Genomic DNA, 26,370 nt, shown 5'->3' on the forward strand with positions numbered 1-26,370 from the left:
CCGCCCTTCCGCCGCCTGCGCGCACCCGTTCGCCGATAGCGGCGCACGTCGCCATGGTGCCGCTGGTGCACAATGGAGCGGTGGACATGACCGACGAGGCGCGCATCAAAGCCCGCTACCCCCGCAGGACCGCCACCGACTACCTGTTGTTCGGCGTCGCCCTCGCGGTGTTGATCGGCACCATCGTCTTCGTCGCCATCAGCGGCGTGCAGCGCTCCAACCCGCCGGTCGCGGCCATGGTGCGCTCCTTCGACGTGATCAGCCCGACGGAGATCCAAGCTGAGATCGTGGTGCAGCGCACCACTCCGTCGGACGCCGCCGAGTGCGCGATGTTCGCCCAAGCCCTCAGCTACGAGAAGGTGGCTGAGACCATGGTCGAGATCCCGCCCGGCACCGAGAAGCTCACCGCCATCACGGTGTCCCTGAACACCATCAAGGAGCCGGCATCAATCTCCATCGAGGGCTGCCGGATCGTGGGCTAGCTACTGTTCACACCCCGCTGCCGACCATTGACACTGCACGGAGGCCGCCGGTAGCATCCTCGGTGTCTGCCGACGACGGCGGGCACACAGGATGTTATCCGCATCGCGCGGAGCAAGACCTGAATCACGATCGCATCGAATCCGATGTTCGTGGTTCGGGTCTTTTTTTGTCTCAAGGAGGAGTGCAGCCGCTATGAGTAGCCAATACGCACCGCTCGCCGAGCAGATCATCGGTCTGGTGGGCGGGCCCGAGAACATCGCCTCGGTGTTCAACTGTCAGACCCGTCTCAGATTCACCCTCCGCGACGACGCGAAGGCGAACATGCAGGCGGTCAAGGATCTCGACGGGGTGGCCTCGGCGCTCTTCGCCGGCGACATGTTCCAGGTCATCATCGGCACCCACGTCAAGGACGTGTTCGAAGAGGTCGCCCGCCTGCTTCCTGCCAGCGCCGAGGGCCCGGGCGACGACGCCCCTGCGGGCGGAGCGAAGAAGAAGTTCAACCCGATCAACAGCTTCATCACCTTCATCTCGGCGACGATCATGCCGGTCATCCCGGCCCTCGCGGGTGCGGGCATGATCTCGGCGCTGCTCTCGCTGCTGGTGGTGTTCAACCTCAGCAGCACCGACTCGCCGACCTACATCGTGCTGGCCTTCATGGCGAACGCGGTGTTCCACTTCCTGCCGATCTTCCTTGCCTTCGCCGCGGCCGACAAGCTGAAGACCAACCGCATCCTCGCCGCCGTGCTCGCCGCCATGATGCTGCACCCGAAGTGGGCCGAGATCGTCGCGGCCGGCGAACCCATCGCCCTGTTCGAGTTCATCCCGCTGACGTTGACCTCGTACGCCTCGTCGGTGATCCCGATCCTGCTGGTCGTGTGGGTGCAGTCCTATATCGAGCGCTTCTTGGAGAAGATCATTCCCAACTCCATCAAGCTGGTCGTCATCCCGATGATCCTGTTCCTCGTGGTGGGCACGCTCGCCTTCTCCCTGCTCGGCCCGATCGGCACCTTCCTCGGCAGCGGCATCGCAATCGGCTTCGAGTGGCTGGCGGCCAACGCGCCCTGGGCTCCGGTATTCCTGGTCGGTGCGCTGTGGCCGATCATGGTGATGTTCGGCGTGCACATCGCCGTCGCCCCGCTGCTCTTCCTGCAGCTGAGCACCTACGGCTACGACTCCCTGATCGGCCCCGGCGCCGTCGTCGCCAACATCTCGATGGCCGTCGCGGGCGCCGTAGTGGCTTTCCGCGTCAAGGATCTCAAGGAGAAGCAGATTGCCACCGCCGGCTCGATCACGGCGTTCATGGGTATCACCGAGCCGGTGCTCTACGGCGTCAACCTGCCCAAGCGCTACCCGCTCATCGCCGGCGTCATCGGTGGAGCCGCGGGCGGCCTCTACGCCGGCCTCATGGGGGTTCGACGCTTCGCCGCCGGCAGCTCCAGCATTCCGACGCTGCCCATGTATATCGGTGAGGGCACCATGCGCCACCTGATCAACATCGTGATCGCGCTGCTCATCACGACAGCCGTCACCGGCACGCTGACCGCGATCCTCGGTTCCCGCTTCGACGCGAAGGCCAAGAGGCTCGCTGCGTCGACGGCGGCCTCGACCTCCGCGGCCGCCCCGGTTTCCACTCCTGCCGCTGCGGCCGTCACCGGCTCGGTCGCCACTGCGGTCGCGGTCGCCACCGCCGACTTGACCTCGCCATGCCGGGGCACCGTCGTGGCTCTCGCCAACGTGCCGGACGCGGCCTTCGCCTCCGGCGCACTCGGCCCCGGTATCGCGGTAGAACCTCTCGACGGCCGCATCGTCGCTCCTTGCGGCGGCACCATCGTGGCGGCCATGCCCTCCGGCCACGCCTACGGCATCCGCACCGCCGACGGGGTCGAAGTGCTCGTGCACATCGGCGTCGACACCGTGCAGATGAAGGGCGAAGGCTTCAGCCCCCAGGTCAAGAAGGGCGATGTCGTCCAGCCCGGCCAGACGCTCGCTCAGGTCGATCTTGACGCGATCAAGGCCGCCGGCCATCCCGCGACCGTTATCGTCATCATTACCAACCGTGGCGGCATCGCCGAGATCAGCCCTGTCAACGAGGCCAGCGACGTGATCGCCGGCGAGCCCATCGTGGCCCTCACGCACTGAAAAGAGGATCGAGCACATGAAATACACCGCTCCCCCGCAGTTCCCCGATACCTTCTTCTGGTCCGCAGCCACCTCCGCCTATCAGGTGGAGGGCGCGTGGAACGAGGACGGCAAGGGCCCATCCGTCATCGATGCGAACAGCCATCGCCCGGCGGGCATCACAGACTTCGCCGTCGCCGCCGATCACTACCATCGCTTCGCCGAGGATGTCGCGCTGTTCGCCGAGCTGGGCCTCAAGGCCTACCGCTTCTCGATCGCCTGGACCCGGATCATCCCGGACGGCGACGGCGAGGTGAACCCCGCCGGGGTGGCCTTCTACCACCGGCTGATCGACGAGCTGCTCGCGCACGACATCGTGCCACTGGTCACCATGTATCACTTCGACCTGCCGGACGCGCTCGACGAGAAGGGCGGCTGGAACAGCCGCGCCACGGTCGACGCCTTCGAGCGCTACGCCCGCGTCCTGTTCGAGGAGTACGGCAGCAAGGTGCGCTACTGGCTCACCATCAACGAGCAGAACATGATGATCCTGCACGGCAATGCGGTCGGCTCGCTCGGCCGCAGCGGCGGCGACGGCACCGACATGAAGGTGATGTACCAGCAGAACCACCACATGGCCCTCGCCCAGGCGCGCACCATGGCGCTGTGTCACGAGCTGCTGCCCGACGCCAAGATCGGGCCGGCCCCCAACATCGTCTCGGTGTACCCGGAGACCTGTTCGCCGGCCGACGTGATCGCCGCCGACGACCGGGACGCCATCCGCAACCTGCTCTACCTCGACCTGGCGGTGCGCGGCACCTACCATCCTGTGGCCTGGGCCTACCTCGTGGAGAAGGGCTACCAGCCCACCATCCTCGACGGCGACCTGGAGATCCTCGCGGCGGGCAAGCCGGACTTCATCGGGTTCAACTACTACAACACCCAGACCGTGGGGGCGCCTCGCGGAGACGGCACGGACGTGCAGACCCGGCCCGGCGATCAGCAGATCATCGTGGGCGAGGAGGGCGTCTACCGCCCGGCGGTCAACCCGAACCTCCCGGTGAACTCGTTCGGCTGGGCCATCGACCCGGCGGGCCTGCGCACCACCCTGCGTCGCATCTGGGACCGCTACCGCCTTCCGCTGATCATCACGGAGAACGGCCTCGGAGCCATCGACGAGCTGGTCGACGGGCGGGTTCACGACGAGTACCGGATCGACTTCCTGCGCCAGCACATCGAGCAGATCGGCCTCGCCATCCAGGACGGGGTCGACGTGTTCGGCTACTGCCCTTGGACGGCGATCGATCTGATCTCGACGCATCAGGGGTTCAAGAAGCGCTACGGATTCATCTACGTCGACCGCGACGAGTTCGAGCTGCGCGACCTGGCCCGGGTGAAGAAGGACAGCTTCTTCTGGTACCAGCGCGTGATCGGCAGCAACGGCACCGACCTCCGGAGCGACGCCGCCTCCGATGCCTGATCCACGAGAAGGAACGCTGTGATGCGCGTCGTGCGCGTCATCAGCAACAACGCCGTTCTGGCCGAGGACGACAAAGACCTAGAGGTCGTCGTCCTCGGCCGGGGCGTCGGCTTCGGGCGCCGCCCGGGCGATGTCGTCGAGAAGGAGCGTGTCGAGCAGGTGTTCCTGGCGAGCACCGACGGACACGACCAGCACCTCACGACCCTGCTCGCGGAGACGCCCGCCGAGTGCCTCCGCGTCGCGGGCCAGATCGCCGAGCTCGCGCACCGGCAGCTCGGCATCAACGTGACGCAGTCGCTGATCCTGCCGCTCGCCGACCACCTGAACTTCGCCATGCGGCGGGTTCGCGAGGGCGTCACGATCGAATATCCCCTGCAGTGGGAGGTCAGCCAGCTGTACCCCGTCGAGTACGGCATCGGCGTCGAGGCGATAGCGATCGCCGACGAGGGCCTCGGCGTGCACCTCGACGCGCAGGAATGCACCGCGATCGCGATGCATCTGGTGAACGTGCAGTTCGCCGGCCCCGGCCACGCCGAGACGATCCGGATGACCGAGATCATCGCCCGCATCTTCCAGATCGTCGAGGACACGTTCGCGATCAAGATCACGCAGCCGTCGATGAGCGCCAGCCGCTTCGTCACGCACCTGCGCTACGTGTTCGTCCGCATCGCCACGGGAAAACAGATCGCGGATCCGCACCCGGCCCTCTTCGACGCGATCTCCAACACCCACCCCGAGGCCATGGCGTGCGCGATGAAGGTGCGGTTCCTGATCGAGGTGCGCTTCGACGCGTCCCTCACGCTCGACGAGACCGCCTACATCGCCCTTCACATCGCTCGTCTGTGCACCGAGATCGCCGCCCACCCCTCCGGCGACAAGACGCCCGGCTCGGCGTAACCCGCATCCCCGCTCGAATGCCGGGTTCTTGTGCTTTTGCGTCAACTGACTAAGCTGTCCTGAATATGCGCCCCGCTCGGGGCGCCTTCCCGGGGCCCAAACAGGGTCCGCACGCCTGGCTGTCCGCTCTGTTGCGAGCAGCCCCAAACAACACCTGATGCGACATGTCTGAAACCACCACCGACGTTATCTGGCTCACCCAGGATGCTTACGACAAGCTCAAGGCGGAACTGAACCACCTCAAGACCGTCGGACGCCCCGAGGTCACCGCCCGGATCGCCTCCGCCCGCGAAGAGGGCGACCTGAGCGAGAACGGCGGCTATCACGCCGCCCGCGAGGAGCAGGGCCAGATGGAGGGCCGGATTCGGCAACTGGAGCACCTGCTGCGCTCGGCCAAGGTAGGAGCCCCCGAGGGCGCCGCCGACGAGGTGGCCCCCGGCAAGCTGATCACCATCGCCTTCTTCGGCGACGAGGACGACACCGACACCTTCCTGCTGGGCTCGCGCGAGGTGATGGGCGTCGATCCGTCACTCGAGCATTCGGTCTACTCGCCGCAGTCGCCGCTGGGCGCGGCCGTGCTCGGCAAGAAGGCCGGCCAGGAGGCCACCTACGCGGCCCCCAACGGCAAGAACATCATGGTCAAGATCCTGAAGGTCGAGACCCTCTAGCATCCCCTACCCCAGCAGCTGCTGGGCGACCTCCGGGGTGATCTCGCCGGCCGCGACGCGAGCAAGGATCTGGTCTTCGGCGCTGACCTCGGCATCGTCATCCTCAGCGTCGTCCGTGGACTGCGGCGCGAGGCCGAGCTTGTCGAGCACGGCGTCGAGCCGGGCACGGGCCGTCGGGTAGGAGACCTCAAGGAACTTGCCCACCTCCCGCAGGTTTCCCCGCGAGGACAGGAACACTCGCAGCAGTTGCAGCTCGGCCTCGCCGAGCGAGCAGAACTCGCAGCTGGCGAACTCGCCGGTGATCTGGGTGCCGCAGGTGCGGCACCCCTTGCGCGTCGTGATGAGGTCGTCGCCGCAGACGGGGCAGTCGGCGGGAGCGTGGTAGAGCGAATGGCCGGCCATGGTCACTCGGCGCTCCGGATGGTGGCCATGCCCATCAGCACGCTGACGTCCATCCGCGCGGCTCCGGCCCCGACCGTGACCTCGTCGGCGGCGGAGTCGGTATCCCCCGGCCAGGAGATCCGGCCGAGTGACGCCTCGCCGCGGATGCTGACGTTGGCTCCCTTTGTGAGGTTGATGGTCAGGGCGCCGGACTCGACGCGCAGCCGCGAGCGACCCACGCTGATAGGACCCTCGACGGAGACCCCACCCGCCTGGCTGAGCAGATCCTCGATCTGCACCACGTCCTCCAGGGTGGACCCACCGGCGGTCACCCGGATGCGGCCGAGGTGCGGCACATGGCTGGTCTTGAGGCCGCCCGTCGTCACCTCCACATCGACGATGAGCCGGGGGTTCACGCGGATCAGCAGTTCCTTGCCCAGCGCGATGTCACCGAAATCGCCGAAGCTGCGAGGCGGATTGACGATGGAGAAGCCGCCGAAGCTGGGGCCGACCTCGCCGGTGGCCTGCACCTCCATGGTGGTGCCGATGCGACGCAGCACGTGCGGGCCGTCGACTACCAGGGTGCTGACCGACGAGTCCCCCTCGATGCGCACCCGCCGCCCCACCGACTTCACCGAGATGCGAGCCAGCGCCCCGCTCTTGGCACCCTCCTGCTGGGGCTGCTCCTCGGGACCGTTGATCTCTTCTTCAGCGGCCTTGGCCTCAGCGGCGACACGCTTCAGCTCTTCGATGCGACGGCTCGCCTCTTCGGCGGTGATCTTGCCCGCCGCGAGCTCGTCAAGGATGGGACCTAAGTTCAGCTTTGCCATGCAGATAGTTTAATCACTCTTTTCATTCTGGCAAGAAACACTTTCTGTTCTCGCATTCCCGAGCCTCCTTTGGTCCCGTCCTGCTCTGGCGCCGCGCGCAACTCCCGGCTCGCCCGTACACAAAACTGCGTATGCGTCACGGCCTCCCGTATATAGCGAGGCCTTCGCGTATACGCAGATCTGTGCACGCGACCGGCCACTGGTGGCAGGGTTGGACCATGCCGAAGCCGCTCTCCGAACTCGTAGCGCCCGACTGGGCCGAAGCCCTGGCCCCCGTTGAAGCCGATGTCGCCCACATGGGCGAGTTCCTCCGCGCTGAACTCGCGGAAGGCCGCGGATACCTGCCGGAAGGCAAGAACGTGCTGCGCGCCTTCTCCCGGCCGCTCGCCGACGTGCGGGTGCTGATCGTCGGCCAGGATCCCTACCCCACTCCGGGACACGCCGTCGGCCTGTCCTTCTCGGTCAATCGCGACGTGCGGCCCATCCCACGCAGCCTGATCAACATCTATCAAGAGCTCCAGGACGACCTGGGTATCCCGCCCGCCCAGCACGGCGATCTCAGCTCCTGGTTCGAGCAGGGCGTGCTGCTGCTCAACAGGGTGCTGACGGTGCGCCCGGGTGCGTCGGGTTCGCATCGCGGCAAGGGGTGGGAACAGGTCACCACCCGAGCCGTCCAGGCCCTGGCCGAGCGCGGCGGCCCGCTGGTCGCCATCCTCTGGGGTCGCGACGCCCAAGGCGCCCAGTCCCTGCTCGGCGACATCCCCGTCATCGCCAGCGCCCACCCCTCCCCCTTGTCAGCCCGCTCCGGCTTCTTCGGCTCGCGCCCCTTCAGCCGCGCCAACGCGGCCCTCACCTCCCAAGGCGCATCCCCCATCGATTGGTCCCTCGACTGACGCCCACACCACGCTCTTCGAGGTGCAGAGCGCAGCGGAGCCTTGAGGAGAGCGATCGGCAGCCAAACACGTAGTCGCGTGGAGGATGGGGTCCGCGAGTGGGTTTGGTGGGCGTAAAAGCCGTGAGCCCGCGCGAAGCGCCGGAACACGGCCGGGCAGGAGCGGACCCCATCCGAAACACGACGAACCCAACCACCGAAACCCGACCACAAGCCCCCAGACACGGTCGCGCTCTCCTCGAGGCTCGGCCGCGGACGGCCTCACACCTCGAAGAGCGTAGGTGGGGGCACCTCGAAGAGTGTGGAACTAAGCTCGAGACATGGATATCGACGTGATGGGCTGGCTGCTTGGGCGCAAGACGGAGATGGTCACGGCCGAAAATGCCCTACCTGGACGCGAAACACCGATCCTCGACCCAATCCCTCGGCACACCGTCCTGGGCCTGCCCCTGGACGAGGTTCCGCCGGGCTGCGAGGTGGCCTACTTCGCTCTCGGCTGCTACTGGGGCGAGGAGCGGCTCTACTGGCGCACCGACGGCGTGGTGAACACCGCCGTCGGGTTCATGGGCGGCTTCACACCCAACCCCACCTACAAGGAAACGTGCACCGGTCTGACCGGCCACACCGAGACCGTCCAGGTGGTCTTCGATCCGGCCCGCGTCAGCTACGACGAGTTACTGAGGATCTTCTGGGAGAACCACGACCCCACTCAGCTCAACCGCCAGGGCAACGATGTCGGCACCCAGTACCGCTCGGCGATCTTCCCCGTCGACGACGCCCAGGAGCAGGCCGCGATCGCCAGCCGTGACGCCTTCCAGCAGCGCATGACCGAGGCGGGCTACGGCACGATCACGACGGAGATCTTTCGCAACCAGCGCTTCTACTACGCCGAAGACGAGCACCAGCAGTACCTGGACAAGAACCCCTACGGCTACTGCCCCGCTCACGCCACCGGCGTCACCTGCGGCCCGCCCGCCTGACCAGACAAATGGCTTCAGTGGGAGATGTTCCCCCGTCTGTGGTGGAACATCTCCCACTGGAACACTTCGTCGGGCGACGGCCGCACCCGCCGTAGGCCCCGAGCCCCGGGAGATCACCCACCACGACCCTCGACGGTGAGACCTCGGTACGATCTGGCCCGTCACCGCTTCCCCATAGACTGGCGCGCATGATCTTCAGGCGGCTGGCAGCAACACTCGGTGCGCTGGCCGTGTTGGCAGGCTGCAGCCCCGAGCATGGGCCGACAACGGCACCGACCAGCAAACCCTCCGTCTCGTCGAGCCCCACGCCCAGTCCCAGCCCGAGCCCCTCCCCCAGCCCGACGGTCACCGCCTCGCCCTGGGGAGCCGACCGCCTGCCGTTCACGTTCCGCATCGTCGGGCCGCTCGTCGACAATGTGCCGGCCGTTGTGGAAGCTCTCCAGATGGCGGCCGACCACCTCCCCGTGCTGAAGCTCGACATCACGGCGACGCAGGCCACGCTCACCGCGCGGACGCCCGACGACAAGGTGATCAGCTACCGCTGGAGCGACGGCCAGATCAACACCACCGACAGCGACTTCGAGTACCTCGGGCAGGCCACCTTCAATCCCACCGCCTTCCCGTTGGACTCGGTGGCGCGCATGTTCGACGTCGCCAACCTCAATGGCGTGAGCGGGGACCTGGTGCTCCAGATCCTCGACTACCGCGACGGCACCGTGCTGATGACGGTCACCTCGCGTCCGGAGACCAGCACGCTCTTCTTCAATCCCGACGGGTCGGCCGTCTCCCCGTTGGGCATCACCAGCGTCGCGGATCTCGAACAAGGCATCGCGGCCGTGGTGCAGGACTCCGCGCAGGTGTACTCGGTGTCGATCACGGAGGCCGGCGGCTACCGCTCGGAACTCCCCGACGGCGAGGGCACCATCCTCACCCGCACCAGGATGGGCGCATTCCCGGTCTTCGCGACACAGCGCACCGAGACGACGACGCTCACCCCCTTCGATCCGGCGCTCATCACGCCCAGCCTGCTGGCCCAGCTGATCGCGGAGTACCGGAAGTCCCCTGAATCCACCTGCGACGTCACCATCGACATGAGTCTGCAGCGCTCCGCGCCCGTGATGCGGTTCGACTGCTCCGGCACCGTCACCTATACCGACATGGACGGCCGCGATATGACCGACCTCGTCGGCTGACCCTTCGGTCCAGACGCGCTACGCGGACTGGCGCACCACCAGTTGACTGTGCAGGATCGCCGGGCTCTCCGGCTTGGTTCCCGACAGCATCCGAAGCAGCATCTCGCTCGCGGTGCGGGCGAGTTCACACGCGGGGTTGGTCACCGTCGTGAGTTGGGGGCTGGCCTGCAGAGCCGCGCTGGAGTCGTCGAAGCCGACGACGGCCACGTCCTCCGGCACGCGCCGCGCCGCGCGACGCAGGGTTCTCAGCGCCCCCAGCGCCATCAGATCGGAAGCGATGAACAGGGCATCCAGATCCGGGGCCCGTTCCAGGAGCTGGGCGGCGGCTTCCTCGCCGCCGCGCAAGGTGAAGTCCCCCTCTGCGACGGCGACGGGCGCGAGGCCCGCCTCGGCCAGCGCCGCCTCGAACCCGCTGAGCCGCTCCATGCCGGCATGCATGTCCATCGGACCGGTGATCGACGCGATCCGGGTGGCGCCCCGTTCGATCAGATGGCGCGTTGCCATCGCGGACGCCTCCGGCTGATCCAGATCGACGTAGGGCAGCCCTGGCACTTCGGGGTCGCCGATGAAGACCACGGGGTGGGATCCCGTCGCCAGCTGGCGGGCGACCTCCGGCCCGTGGTGGGACAGCACGATGGCGCCGTCCACGTGGCCGCTGCCGAGGTAGCGGGCCATCGACGCGGCCTCCTCGCCAGGCTGCGCCATGGCCAGCAGCACCTGGACGTCCATGCCTCGGAAAGCCTCGAGGGCACCTTGATAGGCCATGCCGAAGAAGGGGTCGGAGAACACGCGGTCGTTGGTCTCCGGCACCACGACGGCCACCGCTCCCGTGCGGCGGCTCACCAGGGCGCGAGCGGCACGATTGGGCCGATAGCCGAGCCGCGTGATGGCCTCATGCACGGCGGCCATCGTGGCCGACGACACCAGGTGTCCTCCGTTGACCACTCTGGACACGGTGGCCCGAGACACGCCGGAGGCGCGCGCGACGTCGTCGAGGGTGGGGGACGCGCGCCCGACCCCGGGGTGCTCGTGCGTCATCGCGTCCACCTCGTCGCCCCTATCTCTCCACCACGCCGCTTCGGGCCACGGTGCCGAACCACTCGGCACTCGCCTTGGGGATACGGTTCATCTCCGCATCGACGGCGACGATACCGAACCGCTTGTCGAACCCCCAGGCCCACTCAAAATTGTCGAGCAGAGACCAGGCCAGATAGCCCCTCACGTCCGCTCCCTCCTCGATCGCGGCGTGCACCGCTGCAAGATGGTCTCGCAGGTAGCCGATCCGATCGAGATCCTCGACGCGGCCGTCCGCCGTCACCGTGTCCGGGTAGGCGGCGCCGTTCTCGGTGATCACCAGCGGCACCCCCGCGGGGCCCGTGTAGTCGCGGTGCAGCCACAGCAGCAGGCGACGGAGCCCGTCGGGCTCCACCTCCCAGCCCATGTCGGTGAGAGGCAGTCCGCGCGGAACGTGCACCGCGTCGGTGGCGGCGATGTCGGGCACGCCCATCTGCCGGCCCCGCACCACCCGCGAGGCGATCTCCTCCCCTGGACGCGCGGCGCGCACCAGGCTGGTGGTGTAGTAGTTGACGCCCAGCACGTCGATCGGAGTCGAGATCGCCGCCAGATCCCCGTCGGCCACAAGGTCGTCCTCCCACCACTGATCCAAGTCGGTGCGCACATCGGACGGGTACTCGCCGGTGAAGATCGGGTGGATGAAGAAGCGGTTGGCCGTGCCGTCGAGCCGCCTGACCACATCCACATCGGCCGGATCGTCGGTGGCCGGGATCGCCGGCGTGAAGTTGAGCGTGATGCCGAGCGTCGCCTCTGGACGGAGCACCTCACGCAGGGCCTGCGTTCCCAGGCCATGCGCCAACAGCAGGTGATGTCCCGCCCGCACCGCCTCTCGGGGATCCGTGTGTCCCGGCGCATGCTCTCCCCCGGCATAGCTGAGGAAGGACGAGCACCAGGGCTCATTCAGGGTGGTCCAGGTATTCACCCGGTCACCCAGAGCCTCATGGACCGCAAGGGCGTAGTCGACAAAACGGTATGCCGTATCGCGGTTGGTCCACCCACCGGGAAGTGAGGCGGGAAGATCCCAGTGGAACAGCGTCAGCCACGGATCGATGCCAGCTTCGAGCAGCTCGTCGACGAGCCGGGAGTAGAAGTCCATCCCCTCGGGACTGATCCGATCCCCATCCAGCACCCGCGACCAGGACACGCTGAACCGATAGCTTCCAAACCCGAGCCGCGCCATGAGCGCCACGTCCTCGCGATAGCGGTGGTAGTGATCGACGCCGCGCCGGCCGTCGTCACCGCCAGCGATCGCACCAGGCACCTCGCAGAACTCGTCCCAGATCGACGGCCGACGTCCGCCCTCGTCGGCCGCACCCTCGACCTGGAAGGAGGCCGTGGCCGTCCCCCATCGGAATCCCTCCGGAAATAGCAGCATCGTCATCCCTTCACCGCTCCTGCCATGATGCCGGACACAAGGTGTCGTCCGGCAAGCGCGAACAGCGCCAGCAGCGGGATCGTGGCCAGCACCACACCCGCCATGATCAGCGCCATGTCCTTGAAATACGTTCCTTGCAGCAGCTGCAGCGCCACCGGCAGCGTGGGGTTGGTCGACCCCAAGACGACGAACGGCCAGAAGAAGTTGGTCCACGACGCCACGAACGTGAACAGCGCGAGCATCGCGGCCGCCGGACGCGCGGCGGGCAGGGCCACATGCCAGAAGGTCTCGATCATCGAGCACCCGTCCACGCGCGCCGCCTCGATCAACTCATACGGCAGCGCCTCCGAGAGGTACTGGGTCATCCAGAACACGCCGAAGGCGGTGACCATGCCCGGCACGATCACGGCGGCCAGGTTGCCCACCCAGCCGAGCTTGGCCATCACGATGAACAGCGGGATGATGCCGAGCTGAGTGGGCACGGCCATGGTTCCCACCACGAAGGCGAGCAGACCCTTCTGCCCGCGGAAACGCAGCTTCGCGAAGGAGTAGCCGGCCAGCGTCGAGAAGAAAACCACCGAGATCGACGTGACCACCGCGACGATCACCGAGTTGAGCACCGCCCGCCAGAAGTCAATGTCTGCGGTGAGCACGCGCATGACGTTCTCGACGAAGTGGCCTTCGGGGATCGGCGACGGGATCGGGTTCTGCGCGATCGACGCGGCGGTGCTCGAGGCGAGCAGGAAGGCGTAGTACAGCGGGAAGGCGGAGATCACCAGGACGACGGCGAGCAGCAGGTAGGTGACCCAGCCCGGCTTGCGGATGCCGCCTTCCATGCCGCGCTTGCGACGGGCGGCGCGCGCGGCGCCCTTGCCGGCGACCTGCTCGATCATCCCGATCGACATGTCCGGGGCGCTCATCGCGCGCCTCCCTTCTTGGCCTTGCGTCCACGGGGCGCAGCCCCGCCGGAGTTGGCGATCCGGCTGGTCAGCCAGTAGTTGATGAGGGCGAAGGCCACGATCACGATGAAGAGGATCCATGCCACCGCGGCGGCGCGCCCGAAGTTTCGCTGGCTTCCCCAGCCCACCTCGTACATGAACATCGTGATGGTCATCCACTGCCGGTCGTTGCCGCCCAGGCCGATCTGGTCGAACATGCGCGGCTCGTCGAAGATCTGGAGCCCGCCGATGGTGGAGGTGATGATCACGAAGATCAACGTGGGACGAAGCATCGGGATGGTGACGGAGAAGAAGGTGTGGATGCGCGACGCGCCGTCCACCACCGCGGCCTCGATCACGTCGCGCGGAATGGCCTGCATCGCCGCCAGCACGATCAGGGTGTTGTAGCCCGTCCAGCGGAAGTTGACCATCGTCGCGATCGCGACATGGGCCGCCCAGGACTCGGCGTGCCATCCGATGGTCGGCAGGCCGAGCGAGGTGAGGGCGGCGTTCACCAGACCCGACTGATCGGCGAACATCTGATTGAAGATCAAGCCCACAGCGACGGGGGCCACGACGTAGGGCACCAGGACACCCATCCGCCAGAAGGTCTTGGCGCGCAGGTTGGCGTCGAGCACCGCGGCGATGAAGACCGCCATGATCACCTGCGGCACCGACGAGAGCAGGAAGATGCTGAAGGTGTTGCGCATGCCCTGCCAGAAGCGGGGCTGGCTCAGCACGTCCTGGAAGTTCTTCAGCCCGATGAAGCCCTGGTTGCCGGTGATCAGCCCCCACTTGTGCACGGAGACGAACGCCGTATACAGCAGCGGGAAGAGGCCGACGAGCGCGAACAGGATGAAGAACGGGGCGATGTAGAGATAGGGCGCCGACTTCACGTCGAGCTTGCTCCAGAAGGCGCGCCCTGAAGAAGAGACGGGCGGCGGCGATGAGGGGGATGCGACGGACACGGACGGCTCCTCGGGCTGCGATGGTCGGGAGTGAGCGGGGCGGGGCTCGGAGGGGCCCCGCCCCACGTCTTTGCTCGTCAGGCCCTACCCGAGGGCGGAGATGTCCGACGCGGCGGTGGCCCAGGAATCAGCCGGGCTATCGGTCTTGTCGACGTCGACGCGGTTGATCGCCTGGGAGATGGCGGCGCGGTAGGCGAAGTAGTTCGGGCCCTTGAACGGGTTGACGGTGACGGCCTTCGCCCGATCGGCCAGGATTTGACCGGTGGGAGCGTCGTTGAAGAACGGGTTCGTCACCGACAGCAGATCCTCGCTCTCGAGAGCGGTCACCTGGCTCGGGAAGGTGCCCTTCAGCTTGAAGGCCTTGATCTGCTGCTCCGGGGCGGTCAGCCACGCGGCCAGCTTCTTGGCCTCCTCGACGTTCTTGCCCTGCGCGGGCACGGTCAGGAACGAGCCGCCCCAGTTTCCGCCGCCGCCGGGGAACTGGTTGGCGATGTCCCAGCCTTCCATGCCGGCCGCGTTGCCTTCGATGACGCCGAGCATCCAACCCGGGCACAGCATGGTAGCGAAGCTGCCCTTCTCCTCCTTGTTCTGGAAGGCGTTCTGCCAGTCGGGGGTCCACTGCTGCAGGCCGGCCGAGAGCTGATCGTCGACGGAGGCAGCGAGCAGCTGGTCGTAGGTGGCCCGGATCGCGGTGTTCTCGTCGAGCGGGATCAGGGTCTCCTCGGGCTGGGTGGAGGAGAACGGGTTCTCCATCTGGTTCACCATGCCCTGGAAGATGGCGTCGGCGGAGTCGAACCAGGCGGCGTCGGACGTGGCGACGAAGGTCTTGCCGACGGCGAAGTAGTCCTCCCACGTGCTGCCGAGCAGGGTGGCGACCTCTTCGCGGTCGGTCGGCAGGCCCGCGGCCTTGAACAGGTCGGAGCGGTAGCAGACGGCCTCCGGGCCGATGTCTGTGCCGTAGCCGACGAGTTTGCCGTCCGCGGTAGTGGCCTGGGCCGACTTCCAGTCGAGCCAACGATCGGCGACGCTTGAGTCGGTGAGGTCGTAGAGCAGGTCCGCGCTCTGCATGATCTCGGGAAGCCAGTCCACCTCGACGCCTTCGATGTCGGACAGGCCCGAGCCCGCGGCCAGCTTGGTCATGAAGTTCTCGCGCGCCTCGTCGGAGGTGGCGGCCTTCTTCTCCACCACCTTGATGCCGGGATTCAGCTCGCTGTACTCGGCCAGCAGGTCGTTGTAGCCGAACTCGTTGAAGGTCGCGACGGTGAGCGTGATCTCGCCGTCGACGGCGCCCCCGCTACTGCTGGCGCTACCGGAGGGTTCGTTGGACGGGGTGCTCGGAGAGCATCCGGCGAGCATGAGGGCCGCTGCGCCGGCCAACGCCGTTCCTCGCAGCAGGATATGTGAGCGCATGGTGACTCCTTCGTCTGGGATGTGCCGGCGGGGTTGCGTTGTTGCGAACCACTGAGAGCGCTTCCATTACATCCTGGGAGCGCTCTCACCGTCAAGGGCGAACGAGGATTTCTAGGTTGCAGTTCGATAACAAACCAGCGGCGCCGGTCAGCCGCCCAGCTCGTCGGTGTTCAACGTGTCGCAGGAGCGCGGGTCGCCGGACGAGAAGCCCTTGTCCACCCAGTACTGGCGCATCGCCGACGAGCCGTGCGTCCAGCTCTCCGGCACGACGCGGCCGCCCTGCTGTTTCTGGATGTGGTCGTCGCCCACGGCGCTGGCCGCGTCGGCGATGCGCTTGAGGTCGTCGGCCGTCACCTTTTCGATGGGCGACTCCGGATCACGGACGGTGTTGTCGAAGAACACCCCCGCGTAGCAATCGGCCTGCAGCTCCAGCCTCACCTGGCCCGACGTCGGACCGCTGCCGTCGTTGCGCGAACGCGCGCGCTCCATGTCGCCGGTCAGGTTGGAGATGTGATGGCCCCATTCATGCCCGACGACGTAGAGCTCAGCGGCGTCGCCACCCTTCGCGCCGAGCTGATCGAGCAGCTGACCGAGGAAGGTGGAGTCGACGTAGATGGTCTTGTCGCCGGGGCAATAGAACGGCCCCATCTCGGTGGCACCCATGCCGCAGGCGGTGGACACCTGGCCACTGAAGATCTCCATCTCCGGCGACTCGTAGCCATCGACGACGCTCGACCAGTAGTCGTCCAGGGCCACGTAGTAGGCATCCCAGCGGCAGTCGCGGTTCTCCGCCACGTCCGCCCCTGTCACGCACCCGGACTTCTGCTGCACCACCTGGGGCTCGGGTTCGTAATCCGTCCCGCCCAGCAATGCCATGGGGTCGATCCCCAGGCTGGGCCCAAGGAAGACGGCCAAGAGCAGGAGCACGATGCCGCCGGCGCCACCGCCGATCGCGAGACCCCCACGCCGGCGGCCGCCACCGCCGCTGCCGCCTCCGTAGCGCACGCGCGAGTGATCGATGCGCGCATTGTCGCGATACTCCATGACGCCTCCTGGGTGCCCCGGACCAGCTGTGAACGCCATGCTACCGGTGTCCCATCCTCACCCCCGGTAGACTGAGCGGATGCGCGTCGTCGGTGTCACCAGTCCTGTGGGTGTCCCCGTTGTGCAGTTCGACGTGCGTCACGGGGCGCATCCGCAGACCACCTTGTTCGAGCGCGGCTTCATCCCCCTGCGCCCGTTGTCTGCGGTGCTCGGGAGCGACGGGGATATCGTCTACACCTGCCTGGTGCGCGAGGCCAGGCCGTCCGATCGACGGCCCGTCGAGCGACACAGCGTGCATGTCAAAGGCCAGGGCACTCCCGTCGACTACCAACGCGTCGGCGTCTATGCACTGGTGACGTCGTCGCGCGGGCTCCTCGGCACCGTGAACTCCTCCCTCACCGGCGCCCCCGGCGTCTGGACGCTGCCCGGCGGCGGCGTCGACCCCGGCGAGTCGCCCTCCGATGCGCTGCTCCGCGAGATCTACGAGGAGACCGGTCAGGACATCGTCATCGAGCGCGTCCTTGCCCTCGAGTCCGAGCACTGGGTGGGACACTCCCTGGCCGGACGACTGGAAGACTTCCACGCCCTCCGGCTCATCTACGGCGCAACCTGCCCCTCCCCCAGCGACCCGGTCGTGCACGATGTCGGCGGGTCCACCGCGTCCGCGGGTTGGATTCCGCTGCACACCTGGCGCCGGCTGCAGTGGACCAACGCCTCCCGGATGCTGCTGGCCCGCTATTCGCGCCATTTGCCGCGTCTCGCGAGCTGAAAACCCGATTAACCGATCATAACGCTGGTTATTTGGCGCAAGCTGCGAAATAGGTACAGGCCGCGCCGAATAGGCATCTTTATGAGCATCCTTGGAAAAGAAATGTGCCCCGCGGCGAACCGCGGGGCACATTTCAGGAGAGCTAAAAGGTTCCGCAGGTAGGTGCCACCTACTTGCGGGATCTCTAAGGCTAGTCGCCCCTGAAGTAGGACAGGATGCGCAGCATCTCGACGTAGAGCCACACCAGGGTGACGGTGATGCCCAGGGCGCCGCGCCAGGACTCGGACGCCGGAGCGCGCATCGCGATGCCCTGCTCGATGCTGTCGAAGTCGACCACGAGGTTCATCACGGCCAGCGCGACGGCCAGCAGCGACACGGCGATCGAGATCCACCCGGCCTGCGGGCCGATCTCACGGAGAGCGGTGTTGGATCCCGAGATCAGGGACACGACGAAGTTGACGATCATGACGCCCGCGAAGGCGATGGTGCCGATGGTGACCATCTTGCGGAACTTCGGGGTGACGCGCAGGTTGAAGAACTTGTACGCGGCCAAGGTGACGGCGGCCGTCACGAAGGTGGCGAGCACGGCCTGCACGACGATGCCGGGGTAGAGAACCTGGAAGAACTTCGAGATCGCACCCACGAAAACGCCCTCGACAAGGGCGTACAAGAGGACGCCACCGGCCGAGATGTTGGGGCGGCGAGCGACCACGAAGACGACGACCAGGCCTGCGATGGCCGAACCGATCCACGCGGGGTACAGGAACTGCATGGGGAGCAGCATCCAGGTGGCGATCGCGGCGGCGAAAACGGTGCCGAGCGTGATGGCCGACTTGGCGATCACGTCGTCGAGGGTCATCACGCCGCCGGGCTGCGGCATCTGCTGCTGGAGGTACGGGTCAGGACCATAGCCCTGCTGCAGGTGACCCTGCTGCTGGGCGCCGCCGTGAGCGAAGGCGTCCGGCCGTCCGATGATGGGATTTGCCATGGTGCACGTTGCTTTCTTGTCTCTGTCACACAGGGAGTGACCTCCATTGTAGGGGACCGGCCAAGAGAGGCGACTCTCCCGCAATCCGGTGTCGCCCCTCGGCGACCGGGCGCCGCTCCGTCCGTGGGCATCGCCTCATCTAGCAGACATGCACGCCTTTCCTTTCTCGAGGCGCCGAAAAAGATCGCGCATCGTCCATTTCAGCTCACTAAGGAAAGGCAACACTAAGGAGGACTGGCAACTGAGGGAAGCCATTCCTGCCTTGAGGGAAAAGCAATTCCGGAGAAGAATTGGCGGATAAGGAGGGAAAAGACATGACCAGCGTGCTCGAACAATCGGTGGGCGAAGAAAGCGTCGAGCGCCCCGCTCGCATCGGGTCGAAGCTCAACTGGCTGCGCGCCGGCGTGCTGGGGGCCAACGACGGCATCGTCTCGGTGGCCGGCGTCGTCATCGGTGTCGCCGCCGCCACACCCGGACATACCGTGGCCATCGCCACCGCCGGCATCGCTGCTCTCGTCGCGGGCGCCTTCTCGATGGCCGGCGGCGAATACGTCTCGGTCAGCACTCAGCGCGACACGGAACGCGCCCTGCTCGACCGCAAACGCTGGGATCTCTCCCACCATCCGGACGAGGAACTCGACGGGCTGGCCGGGTTCTACCGCCGACGCGGTGTCTCGCCCGAGGTGTCCCGGCAGGTGGCACGCGAACTGAGCAGACACGACGCGCTGGCCGCGCACGCCGAACTCGAGCTGGGCTTGGATCCCGACGAGCTGACCAGCCCCTGGCATGCGGCCTTGTCGTCGTTCGTCGCGTTCTTCGCCGGCGCACTCATCCCGCTGGTGGCCATCCTGTTGCCGCTCGGCACCAGCTCAAGCCTGGTCGCTGTCGCCGCGGTGATCGTCGGCCTGGTGGCGACGGGGTGGATCAGCTCGGCCCTCGGCGACGCGCCGCGCTGGCCGGCTATCCGCCGCAACGTGCTGATGGGCTCGGCCACGATGGCGACCACGCATGTGATCGGTCTGATCTTCGGCGTCGCCATCTCGTGAGATCAATGGCCGCGTAGCCGCTCCAACAGTTCGGGGGCGATCCGTCCACGATCGAGGGCGACCACTTGGTTGGCATCGGCGATCCGGTCCAGATCGTGGGTGGATTCGATGAGGGTGGCCCCGGGTCGGGCGGCGCGGAGGCTGGAGCGCACCCGAGCGGAGAGCGCCGGATCGAGGTGGGCCGTGAACTCGTCGAGGAGGAACACGTCGGCGGGGCCGAGCAGCGCCCGCGCCAGGGCGAGCCGCTGCCGTTGCCCTCCCGAGAGCCGCTGGCCGTGCTCGCCGACGACGGTGGCCAACGCGTCGGGCATCGCGCGGACCTCGTCAGCGAGGTGAGCGATACGCAGTGCCTCCCACAGCTGTTCCTCGCCAGCCTGGGGGGCGGCGAGCCGCAGATTCTCGGCGATGGTGCCGGGCATCAGATGAGTCTGCTGGCTGACCAGCGCCAGCCGGGAACGAAGCTCATCCAGGCGCACTCGGCGGGCATCCATCCCGCCGATGAGGACCGCCCCGTCGGATGGATCGTCGACGCGGAGCGCGAGGCTCATCAACGTGGACTTGCCGGAGCCTGATACGCCCACCAGGCAGCAGTGGCTGCCCGCAGGCACCTCGACGGTGACGTCGTCGAGGGCTGCCTCCCTGGCGACGCCCGCGCCGGGATAGCGGTAGCCGATGCCCTGCCACGACACGCTCAATGGGCCTGCGGGCAAGGAGCGGGGATCTTTCGGGTCGCTGACGGCCGGCGGCGCGGTCACGGCCTGATGCACGCGCCGCGCGGCGGCCAGCGACGCGTCCAGGCCGGCCATGAACTCGCTCACCGGAGCGGTGCTGTCGAACAGCTTCCACGCCGCGGCCACCGTCACCGCGAGCGACACGATGTCGAGCCCGGCCGCCAGCCCTGCAAGCGCGACGGCCAGCGTGGTGCCTGCCATGACGGCGGTCTGCAGGCCCGCGCGGACCGCCTGCATGCGGGCACGGGGCGCCTCGTCGGCGGCGATCTGCGCGTCCAGCGCGGCCATCTCGTCCAGCCGCCGCGTCGCATGGCCGTAGCCGGTGACCTCGGCCATGCCCTGCAGCGAGTCGGTGAGGTGCTGGCCCAACCGGCCTCGTCGCTCGGCGGCACGACCGGCCGCAACGAGCGAACGGGAGGCCCCGAGCCAAGGAACAGCCAGGCCGCTGACAAGCAGCCCGACGGCGAGCAGACCCGCGACCGGCGAGGACACGGCCGCCCCAACGACGCCAACCCCGATCAGCGGGATGGTGACCGCCGTGATCGCGGGCGGGAAGGTGTGCGCGAAGAACACCTCGATCCGGTCGACGTCCTTGGTGGCGCGCACCATCAGGTCGCCCGAGGTGGAGGCGTGCATCACTATCGGCGCCTGCGGCACCAGCGCCCGGTACAGCTCGACGCGCAGCAGCTCGAGCGCCGTGAACGCCACCAGGTGGGCGAAGAACTGCTCCAGGTAGCGGCTGACACCCTTGACCAGGGCGAGCACCACCAGCAGGATCACGAGCCCGGTAGCGGTGCGAGGCAGCCACCCGGGATCCACCATCGACAGACCGCCGACATCGGCGGCGAGCCGCGTCACCGCCCCGGCGCCCACGGCCAGCAGTCCCAGCCCGGCCAGCCGCTCGACGTGCCGGAACACCACCGAGAGCCCCAGCGGGCTGAGCACCGGCCTGGTCACCCGTAGCAGCCAGCCCACGGCCTCACGCGTCGGTGCCATCGGCCCTCCCCTCGACGAGCCGGCGATTCTCGACGCGGAACGTCCGGTCGGCGTGCGCCGCGGCGGAGCCCCGGTGACTGGCCATCACGATCGTGTGATCGGCGGCCAGTTCGTCGAGGGTGTCCCAGATGATCCGCTCGGACTCGAGGTCCACCTGCGAAGTGGGCTCGTCCAACAGCAGGAGCTCACGCCCGGACAGCATCGCGCGGGCCAGCGAGATGCGCTGCGCCTGGCCACCGGAGACGGCGAGTCCCCGCTCCCCCAACGGGGTGTTCAACCCCTCGGGCAGCCGGCGAGCCCAGCCGTCGAGGCCCAGCCGTTCGAGTGCCCGCCACAGTTCCTCGTCGGAGGCCTCCGGCCGGCCGATCCGGAGGTTCTCGGCGAGGGATCCGCAGAACAGCCAGGTGTGCTGACGCATCACCGCCGACCGGGCGCGCACCTCGTCCTGCGAGCCGGGAACGAGCGGCACCCCGCCGACGATCACGCGCCCGCGCCGCGGGAGCAGGTCGCCGCCGAGCAGCGAGATCAGCGTCGACTTGCCCGAACCCGAGCGCCCGAACACGGCGACCCGGGAGTTCTTCGGCACCCGCATGGACACGCCGTCGAGCACCGGCCGCCCCGGGCTGTAGCCGAAGGCCAGATCCTCGATCTCGACGACGACCCCGTCGTCCGCGCCCACCCGGGCGCCCGGCACGGGAGCCGGCGCCGGCCGGCTCAGCAGGCCGGCCAACTGGCGTTGCACGGCGCGCCCGGCCATACCGATGTAGAAGAAGCTGCCTACCTTGTCGACGGGCGCGGCCAGCAGAGTGGACAGGAGCACCAACGCGAGCGCCCGGCCCGCATCGATCGCCCCGCCATCCAGCCGCCAGAAGGCGAGCAGGGCGGCCGCGCCCACCATGAAGAGGGAGAAGACCAGGTCGGTGACGAACAAGATGGCCTGATTGCGCGCCAGCAAAGCCATCGTCGCCCGCCGGTTCTCCTCTCCGGTGGCGGCCAGTCGATCGCCCGCCCGATGCGCGGCGCGCAGCAGCGTCAGCGTCGGCAGGCCCTGGATGGCCGTCAGGAAGTCGGCCGCGAGCTTGCCGCGGGCGGCCCGTGACGCCGTCGAGACCTTGCGGAACGCACGCTGGAAGCCGCCGATGGCGAGCGGGATGAACGGGATGCAGAGCGCCAGCACGGCCGCGCTCAGCGGGTCGATCGCAACGGCGATGGCGACGACGATCAGCAGCGGGCCGGCCACCGCACCGATCGCGCCACCGAGGAAGCTACCCCGGTATTGCGCGACGCGTTCGACGCCGTCGGTGAGCAGCGCCACCGTGCGCCCCGTCTGTTGAGCGCGGAACTCCGCCGGGCCCAGGTCGAAGCAATGGCTCAGCACCAACCGGTGCAGCCGCGCGCTTTCCTGCGTCGAGCTGCGATCGCCGACCAGCGCGGCGAGCCCTTGGGCGAGCGCAGCGACGATCAGCAAGGCGACGGCCGCCCACACGCGCGCGTCACCGAACCACAGCCACCGCTCCCCCGCGATCAGGTCGGCCAGCACGATCAGGAACCAGGCCAGCATCTGCGATCCGATCACGCCGCCCAGCACCTGAAGCACGACGCCCCGTCGGGCTCGCGCACTCACCGGCAGGCTGAGCGCGCGCGCCGACGGGGCGCGGGAAGAGGAGTTCACGCCTCGACCATAGTCGTGCCTCCAGACAGTCCGGACGGGGCCACCGGCTATCCGGCTATCCGACGCTCTCCAGGGCCACCGAACGCGCCTTGGCTGCGGCGCCGGAGCGTCCGCGTCGCGAGGCACCGCCCACCGGGAGCGAGGCCAGGGAGACCGCGAGCACCGAGGCCAGGATCAGGGCCGCCGCGGGGGCGAGCACCGTCCACGGCGCGCGCTCCACGTAGCCCATGCCCTCTCCCAGCACCAGCCCCCATTCGGGGGTGGGCTGATGCGGGCCGAGCCCGAGGAAACCCAGAGCAGCCAAGGCCAGCGCGATGCCGGGGAGCCGCAGCACCGCGTGCCGCGACACCGGGCCGATCACCGCCGGCAGCACGTGCTGGAACAGGATGCGTGCCCTGCCGACGCCGAGCACCGGAAGCAGCGAGACGTAGGGTTGCGCCCGAGCCTCGACCACCAGCGCCGCGGTGTGCGCGGCGAGCGGCGCCCAGCTCACCAGCGCCACGGCGATGGCAGCGCCCTCGATCGACGGACCAGAGATGGCGGCGACGATGAGGCCGGCGATGATCGGCGGGGCCGCGTTGGTCACCTCCAGCGGACCGGTGACAGCCCTCGGGAAGCAGCCGAGAATCAGCCCGATCACCAGACATACGAGCACGACGAGCACCGCCACGCCCAGCGTTGTCACCGCCCCGTGGCCGACGCGGCCCAACAGGTCGCGTCCAAGGGCGTCGGCGCCGAACGGCAGCTCAAGGCTCGGGGGCGCCAGCCGGCCGTGCACCGCGGCGTACGGGTCGCGGAACAGGCCCGCGACGACGATGATGACCAGCGCGGCTCCACTCAGAATCGGAGCGACCAGGTCGCGCCGCCGGAAGCGCACCTCCGGCGCAGGCACCGGCAGGCTGCCCAGCCGCAAGGCCGGGCCCAGCAGCACCCACCGCAAGGCCGACACCACGATGCCCACCGTCACGGCCAGCAGGAGCAGCAACAGGATGCCGGCCTGCAGCGCAGGGATGTCCTGCGACGCCGCCGAGCCCAGCGTCGCCCGTCCCAGCCCGGGAATGGCGAACACCTCCTCGACGGCCACCGCTCCGCCGGTCAGCCCGATCAGCGCGAGGCCCACCTGGCTGAGGATCGACGGCAGGGCCCGCCGGATCACGGCCAGCGCGATCCGGCGGTTGCCGAAGCCCGCGAGCCGCCAGGTGACGATCCACTTCTCCGCGAAGGTGGCGGTGATGGCGTCGGCGATGAGCCGGCCCATCAGGCCACCGGCGGGGATGCCGAGCGCCAGGCCGGGCAGCACCGCGTACAGCGGCCCGTTCCACCCGTAGGGCGGGAACCAGCCCAGCCACACGGCGCCGACGACGAGCAGCACGGAGGCCAGCAGGAATTCCGGCAGCGCCGTCATCACCACCGCGGCGGCACCCGAGCCTCGCGACGGCACGCCCCGCAGGCCGGCCCGCAGCGCGGGCGCAGCGAGCAGCACGGCAAAGGTGAGCGCCATGGTGATGGCGAACAGCATCAGGGTGAGCGAGATCCCCAGTGCCCCGATCATGCCCGGCAGCACCGGCTTCCCGTTGATCCAGGACACCCCGGCGTCGCCCCGGAGCAGGCCGCCGAGCCAGTCGAGGAACATCAGCCACGGCCCGCGGTCGAAGCCGAGTTCCTGGCGCACCAGCGCCAGCGCCTCGGGCGTCGCCTCGAGGTCGGCATAGCGCGCCCGCAGCACCGTGTACTCGGGGCTGCGCCCGGACAGCCACGGCAGCATGCCGATGAGCACCACCACGCCCGCGATGGCCGCCGCGCGCGAGGCGCCGACGATCAGCGGGCCGCTCATACCGCGCAGGGATCCCACGGGACTCACTCCACGACGCTCTTCGAGGTGATCAGCGTGCGCTCGCGCGGATCGCGGTCGACGCCGGAGACGCCGGCGGCCTCACCCTGGATGACGCGCTCGTGCAGCATCGGGATGGCCGCGTCGCGGGAGAGGATCGCGGCCTCGGCCATCATGATCGCCTCCCGGCGCTCCGGGCCGGCCTCCGTCTCGGACGCCTTCTGGATCAGGGCGTCCACCTCTTCGTCGCAGAACTGGGAGATGTTGAAGGTGCCCTCGCAGGAGAAGTCGCTGGCCAGGTAGGCCACCGGGTCGCCGGAGTCGATGATCGTGGCACGCGACAGGATGAACAGATCGAACTTGCCCTCCAGGGCATCCGCCTCGATGTAGGTGTACTCGCGCACGTCCTGCTCTACGACGAAGCCCGCCTTCTCCAGCTGCTGCGCGATGAGCACGGCCACCTCGGGCAGCTCGGCGCGATCGGTGAAGGTGCCCAGCGTGATCTTCACCCCGTCCACCTTGGCCGGCGCGGTGGCGTGGTGCTCGAGCTCCTCGGTGTAGGCGGCGCCGCTGCGCAGGTCGGCGGCCCACGGCAGCGCCGGGCCCAGCAGGCCGGCGGCCACGTCGGCTCGACCCTCGTAGACGGTGTCGACGACGGTGGCTCGGTCGATGGCCTCCGCCGCAGCAGCGCGCACCGCCGGGTCGGCGAACGGCCCGGACTCGGTGTTCAGGTAGAGGGTGTTGGTGCGCGGCATCGGCACTTCGTGCACCAGGCTCTCCTCGATCTGCGCCACCTGACCGACCGGGATCGCCTCCACCACCTGGGCGGTGCCGGTGCGCAGCGCGGCGGCGCGAGCGGTGCCGTCGGGAACGAACTTGACGTCGATCCCGGCGGAGGCGGCCTTCTCGCCCCAGTAGCCGTCGTAGCGGTTCAGCGTCGCGCCGGCGGTGCCATCGACGGCCACCAGCTCGAACGGCCCAGTGCCGTGGCCTACAGGGTCGACCACGCCGTCGGCCCCGTAGGCGGCCTCGGCCAGCATCGCGAGCTGCGGGCTGGAGAGGCGCTGTGGCACCAGCGGATCGGGGTTCTCGGTGGTCACGATCACGTCGGTGCCGTCGGCCTTGACCACCATCCCGACGCCGTTCAGGATGCGTGGCAGCGGCGTGGCCTTGGTGGCGGCGGTCAGCGACGCCGCGGCGCGCTCGGCGGTGAAGTCGGTGCCGTCGTGGAACTTCACGCCCTCGCGAATGGTGAACCGCCACTCGGTGGGGCTGGTCTGATTCCACTCGGTGGCCAGGCCGGGCTGGGCGTCGCCGTTCTCGTCGAGGGTGATGAGGGTCTCCGCCATGCTCCACCGCGACAGCTTGAAGGCGTCATCGCTCAGCGGGGTGAGGCCGCTGCGCGGGGGCTGCAGCATGGCGATGCTGATCCTCGCGTCGCCGGACGCACCCGCGGTGCCGGAGGCACTTGCGCCGGGCTGGGTGGTGTCGGAGAAGCAGGCGCTGAGCGGCAGGGCCAGGCCGGCGACGGCGAGCAGGGTGATGATCCGCCGGGGGGACGGGGTCTTGCGCATGGTTGTGTCGCTTTCTTGTTCGATGTCTGATT

23 protein-coding genes are annotated in these 26,370 nt (G+C 68.3%); 10 read left to right on the plus strand and 13 right to left on the minus strand.

Features of this window, described 5'->3' with window-relative positions; all coding sequences use genetic code 11:
* The first annotated feature begins 86 nt into the window (after positions 1 to 86).
* The 5 genes from P0D62_RS12340 to greA all read left to right on the plus strand — a co-directional run bounded on the left by P0D62_RS12340 (position 87) and on the right by greA (position 5,646).
* Positions 87 to 482, plus strand: coding sequence for a DUF4307 domain-containing protein (locus tag P0D62_RS12340; protein WP_275702906.1), 396 nt, complete (start codon positions 87 to 89; stop codon positions 480 to 482).
* 193 nt (positions 483 to 675) lie between these two features.
* Entirely contained in the window at positions 676 to 2,622 is a 1,947-nt protein-coding gene (locus P0D62_RS12345; RefSeq protein WP_275702860.1) for a beta-glucoside-specific PTS transporter subunit IIABC, read from the plus strand.
* A 16-nt stretch (positions 2,623 to 2,638) separates the two neighbouring features.
* Positions 2,639 to 4,081, plus strand: a complete 1,443-nt coding sequence (locus tag P0D62_RS12350) for a glycoside hydrolase family 1 protein (protein ID WP_275702861.1) — start codon at positions 2,639 to 2,641, stop codon at positions 4,079 to 4,081.
* A gap of 21 nt (positions 4,082 to 4,102) precedes the next feature.
* Positions 4,103 to 4,978 carry a PRD domain-containing protein gene (locus P0D62_RS12355; protein WP_275702862.1) on the plus strand — a complete coding sequence of 292 codons (876 nt, stop codon included), beginning with the start codon at positions 4,103 to 4,105 and terminating at the stop codon, positions 4,976 to 4,978.
* A 164-nt stretch (positions 4,979 to 5,142) separates the two neighbouring features.
* Positions 5,143 to 5,646 (plus strand): transcription elongation factor GreA, encoded by a 504-nt coding sequence (greA, locus tag P0D62_RS12360; protein WP_275702863.1) that lies wholly within the window; start codon positions 5,143 to 5,145, stop codon positions 5,644 to 5,646.
* A 6-nt stretch (positions 5,647 to 5,652) separates the two neighbouring features.
* Here greA and P0D62_RS12365 read toward each other — a convergent pair whose 3' ends face one another.
* Together P0D62_RS12365 and P0D62_RS12370 are read right to left on the minus strand one after the other, a co-directional pair.
* Positions 5,653 to 6,048 carry a DUF2089 domain-containing protein gene (locus P0D62_RS12365; RefSeq protein ID WP_275702907.1) on the minus strand — a complete coding sequence of 132 codons (396 nt, stop codon included), beginning with the start codon at positions 6,046 to 6,048 and terminating at the stop codon, positions 5,653 to 5,655.
* A 2-nt stretch (positions 6,049 to 6,050) separates the two neighbouring features.
* On the minus strand, positions 6,051 to 6,857 hold the full coding sequence (locus tag P0D62_RS12370) for a hypothetical protein (protein WP_275702864.1): 807 nt from the start codon (positions 6,855 to 6,857) through the stop codon (positions 6,051 to 6,053).
* Between the two features lie 218 nt (positions 6,858 to 7,075).
* Between P0D62_RS12370 and P0D62_RS12375 the strand changes: the two genes are divergently transcribed.
* From P0D62_RS12375 to P0D62_RS12385, 3 genes are all read left to right on the plus strand, one after another.
* Entirely contained in the window at positions 7,076 to 7,750 is a 675-nt protein-coding gene (locus P0D62_RS12375) for a uracil-DNA glycosylase (RefSeq protein ID WP_275702865.1), read from the plus strand.
* A gap of 319 nt (positions 7,751 to 8,069) precedes the next feature.
* Positions 8,070 to 8,729, plus strand: a complete 660-nt coding sequence (gene msrA / locus P0D62_RS12380) for a peptide-methionine (S)-S-oxide reductase MsrA (protein ID WP_275702866.1) — start codon at positions 8,070 to 8,072, stop codon at positions 8,727 to 8,729.
* Between the two features lie 188 nt (positions 8,730 to 8,917).
* A complete protein-coding gene (locus P0D62_RS12385; protein WP_275702867.1) occupies positions 8,918 to 9,922 on the plus strand; it encodes a hypothetical protein in 1,005 nt (334 codons plus the stop codon).
* Between the two features lie 18 nt (positions 9,923 to 9,940).
* On the opposite strand, the gene P0D62_RS12390 is transcribed toward P0D62_RS12385, so the two are convergent.
* From P0D62_RS12390 to ypfJ, 6 genes are all read right to left on the minus strand, one after another.
* Entirely contained in the window at positions 9,941 to 10,960 is a 1,020-nt protein-coding gene (locus P0D62_RS12390; protein WP_275702868.1) for a LacI family DNA-binding transcriptional regulator, read from the minus strand.
* A 19-nt stretch (positions 10,961 to 10,979) separates the two neighbouring features.
* Positions 10,980 to 12,377 (minus strand): GH1 family beta-glucosidase, encoded by a 1,398-nt coding sequence (locus P0D62_RS12395; RefSeq protein WP_275702869.1) that lies wholly within the window; start codon positions 12,375 to 12,377, stop codon positions 10,980 to 10,982.
* A complete protein-coding gene (locus P0D62_RS12400) occupies positions 12,374 to 13,291 on the minus strand; it encodes a carbohydrate ABC transporter permease (protein WP_275702870.1) in 918 nt (305 codons plus the stop codon). The genes P0D62_RS12395 and P0D62_RS12400 overlap by 4 nt, the downstream gene beginning before the upstream one ends.
* On the minus strand, positions 13,288 to 14,277 hold the full coding sequence (locus tag P0D62_RS12405; RefSeq protein WP_275702871.1) for a carbohydrate ABC transporter permease: 990 nt from the start codon (positions 14,275 to 14,277) through the stop codon (positions 13,288 to 13,290). The genes P0D62_RS12400 and P0D62_RS12405 overlap by 4 nt, the downstream gene beginning before the upstream one ends.
* A gap of 84 nt (positions 14,278 to 14,361) precedes the next feature.
* On the minus strand, positions 14,362 to 15,687 hold the full coding sequence (locus P0D62_RS12410) for an ABC transporter substrate-binding protein (RefSeq protein ID WP_275702872.1): 1,326 nt from the start codon (positions 15,685 to 15,687) through the stop codon (positions 14,362 to 14,364).
* A gap of 147 nt (positions 15,688 to 15,834) precedes the next feature.
* A complete protein-coding gene (gene ypfJ / locus P0D62_RS12415) occupies positions 15,835 to 16,731 on the minus strand; it encodes a KPN_02809 family neutral zinc metallopeptidase (protein WP_275702873.1) in 897 nt (298 codons plus the stop codon).
* 79 nt (positions 16,732 to 16,810) lie between these two features.
* Here ypfJ and P0D62_RS12420 point away from each other — a divergent pair, with 79 nt between their 5' ends.
* Positions 16,811 to 17,500 carry an NUDIX hydrolase gene (locus P0D62_RS12420; protein WP_275702874.1) on the plus strand — a complete coding sequence of 230 codons (690 nt, stop codon included), beginning with the start codon at positions 16,811 to 16,813 and terminating at the stop codon, positions 17,498 to 17,500.
* 190 nt (positions 17,501 to 17,690) lie between these two features.
* Here the strand turns inward: P0D62_RS12420 and P0D62_RS12425 are convergent, their stop codons facing one another.
* Complete coding sequence (locus P0D62_RS12425; RefSeq protein WP_275702875.1) at positions 17,691 to 18,488, minus strand: Bax inhibitor-1/YccA family protein; 798 nt, start codon at positions 18,486 to 18,488, stop codon at positions 17,691 to 17,693.
* A 314-nt stretch (positions 18,489 to 18,802) separates the two neighbouring features.
* On the opposite strand from P0D62_RS12425, the gene P0D62_RS12430 reads away from it, so the two are divergent.
* Positions 18,803 to 19,534, plus strand: a complete 732-nt coding sequence (locus P0D62_RS12430) for a VIT1/CCC1 transporter family protein (RefSeq protein WP_275702876.1) — start codon at positions 18,803 to 18,805, stop codon at positions 19,532 to 19,534.
* Between the two features lie 2 nt (positions 19,535 to 19,536).
* Here the strand turns inward: P0D62_RS12430 and P0D62_RS12435 are convergent, their stop codons facing one another.
* Genes P0D62_RS12435 through P0D62_RS12450 form a run of 4 tightly spaced genes read right to left on the minus strand, consistent with a single transcriptional unit; the run spans position 19,537 to position 26,338 of the window.
* On the minus strand, positions 19,537 to 21,261 hold the full coding sequence (locus P0D62_RS12435) for an amino acid ABC transporter ATP-binding/permease protein (protein WP_275702877.1): 1,725 nt from the start codon (positions 21,259 to 21,261) through the stop codon (positions 19,537 to 19,539).
* Positions 21,245 to 22,933, minus strand: a complete 1,689-nt coding sequence (locus P0D62_RS12440; RefSeq protein WP_275702878.1) for an ABC transporter ATP-binding protein/permease — start codon at positions 22,931 to 22,933, stop codon at positions 21,245 to 21,247. Before P0D62_RS12440 ends, P0D62_RS12435 begins: the two co-directional genes overlap by 17 nt.
* Before the next feature lie 55 nt (positions 22,934 to 22,988).
* Positions 22,989 to 24,794 carry an ABC transporter permease subunit gene (locus P0D62_RS12445; protein ID WP_275702879.1) on the minus strand — a complete coding sequence of 602 codons (1,806 nt, stop codon included), beginning with the start codon at positions 24,792 to 24,794 and terminating at the stop codon, positions 22,989 to 22,991.
* Positions 24,791 to 26,338, minus strand: a complete 1,548-nt coding sequence (locus P0D62_RS12450; protein ID WP_275702880.1) for an ABC transporter substrate-binding protein — start codon at positions 26,336 to 26,338, stop codon at positions 24,791 to 24,793. Before P0D62_RS12450 ends, P0D62_RS12445 begins: the two co-directional genes overlap by 4 nt.
* Positions 26,339 to 26,370 lie beyond the last annotated feature (32 nt).

The sequence above is a fragment of the Tessaracoccus caeni genome (genome assembly GCF_029211185.1).
GTDB lineage: Bacteria > Actinomycetota > Actinomycetes > Propionibacteriales > Propionibacteriaceae > Arachnia > Arachnia caeni.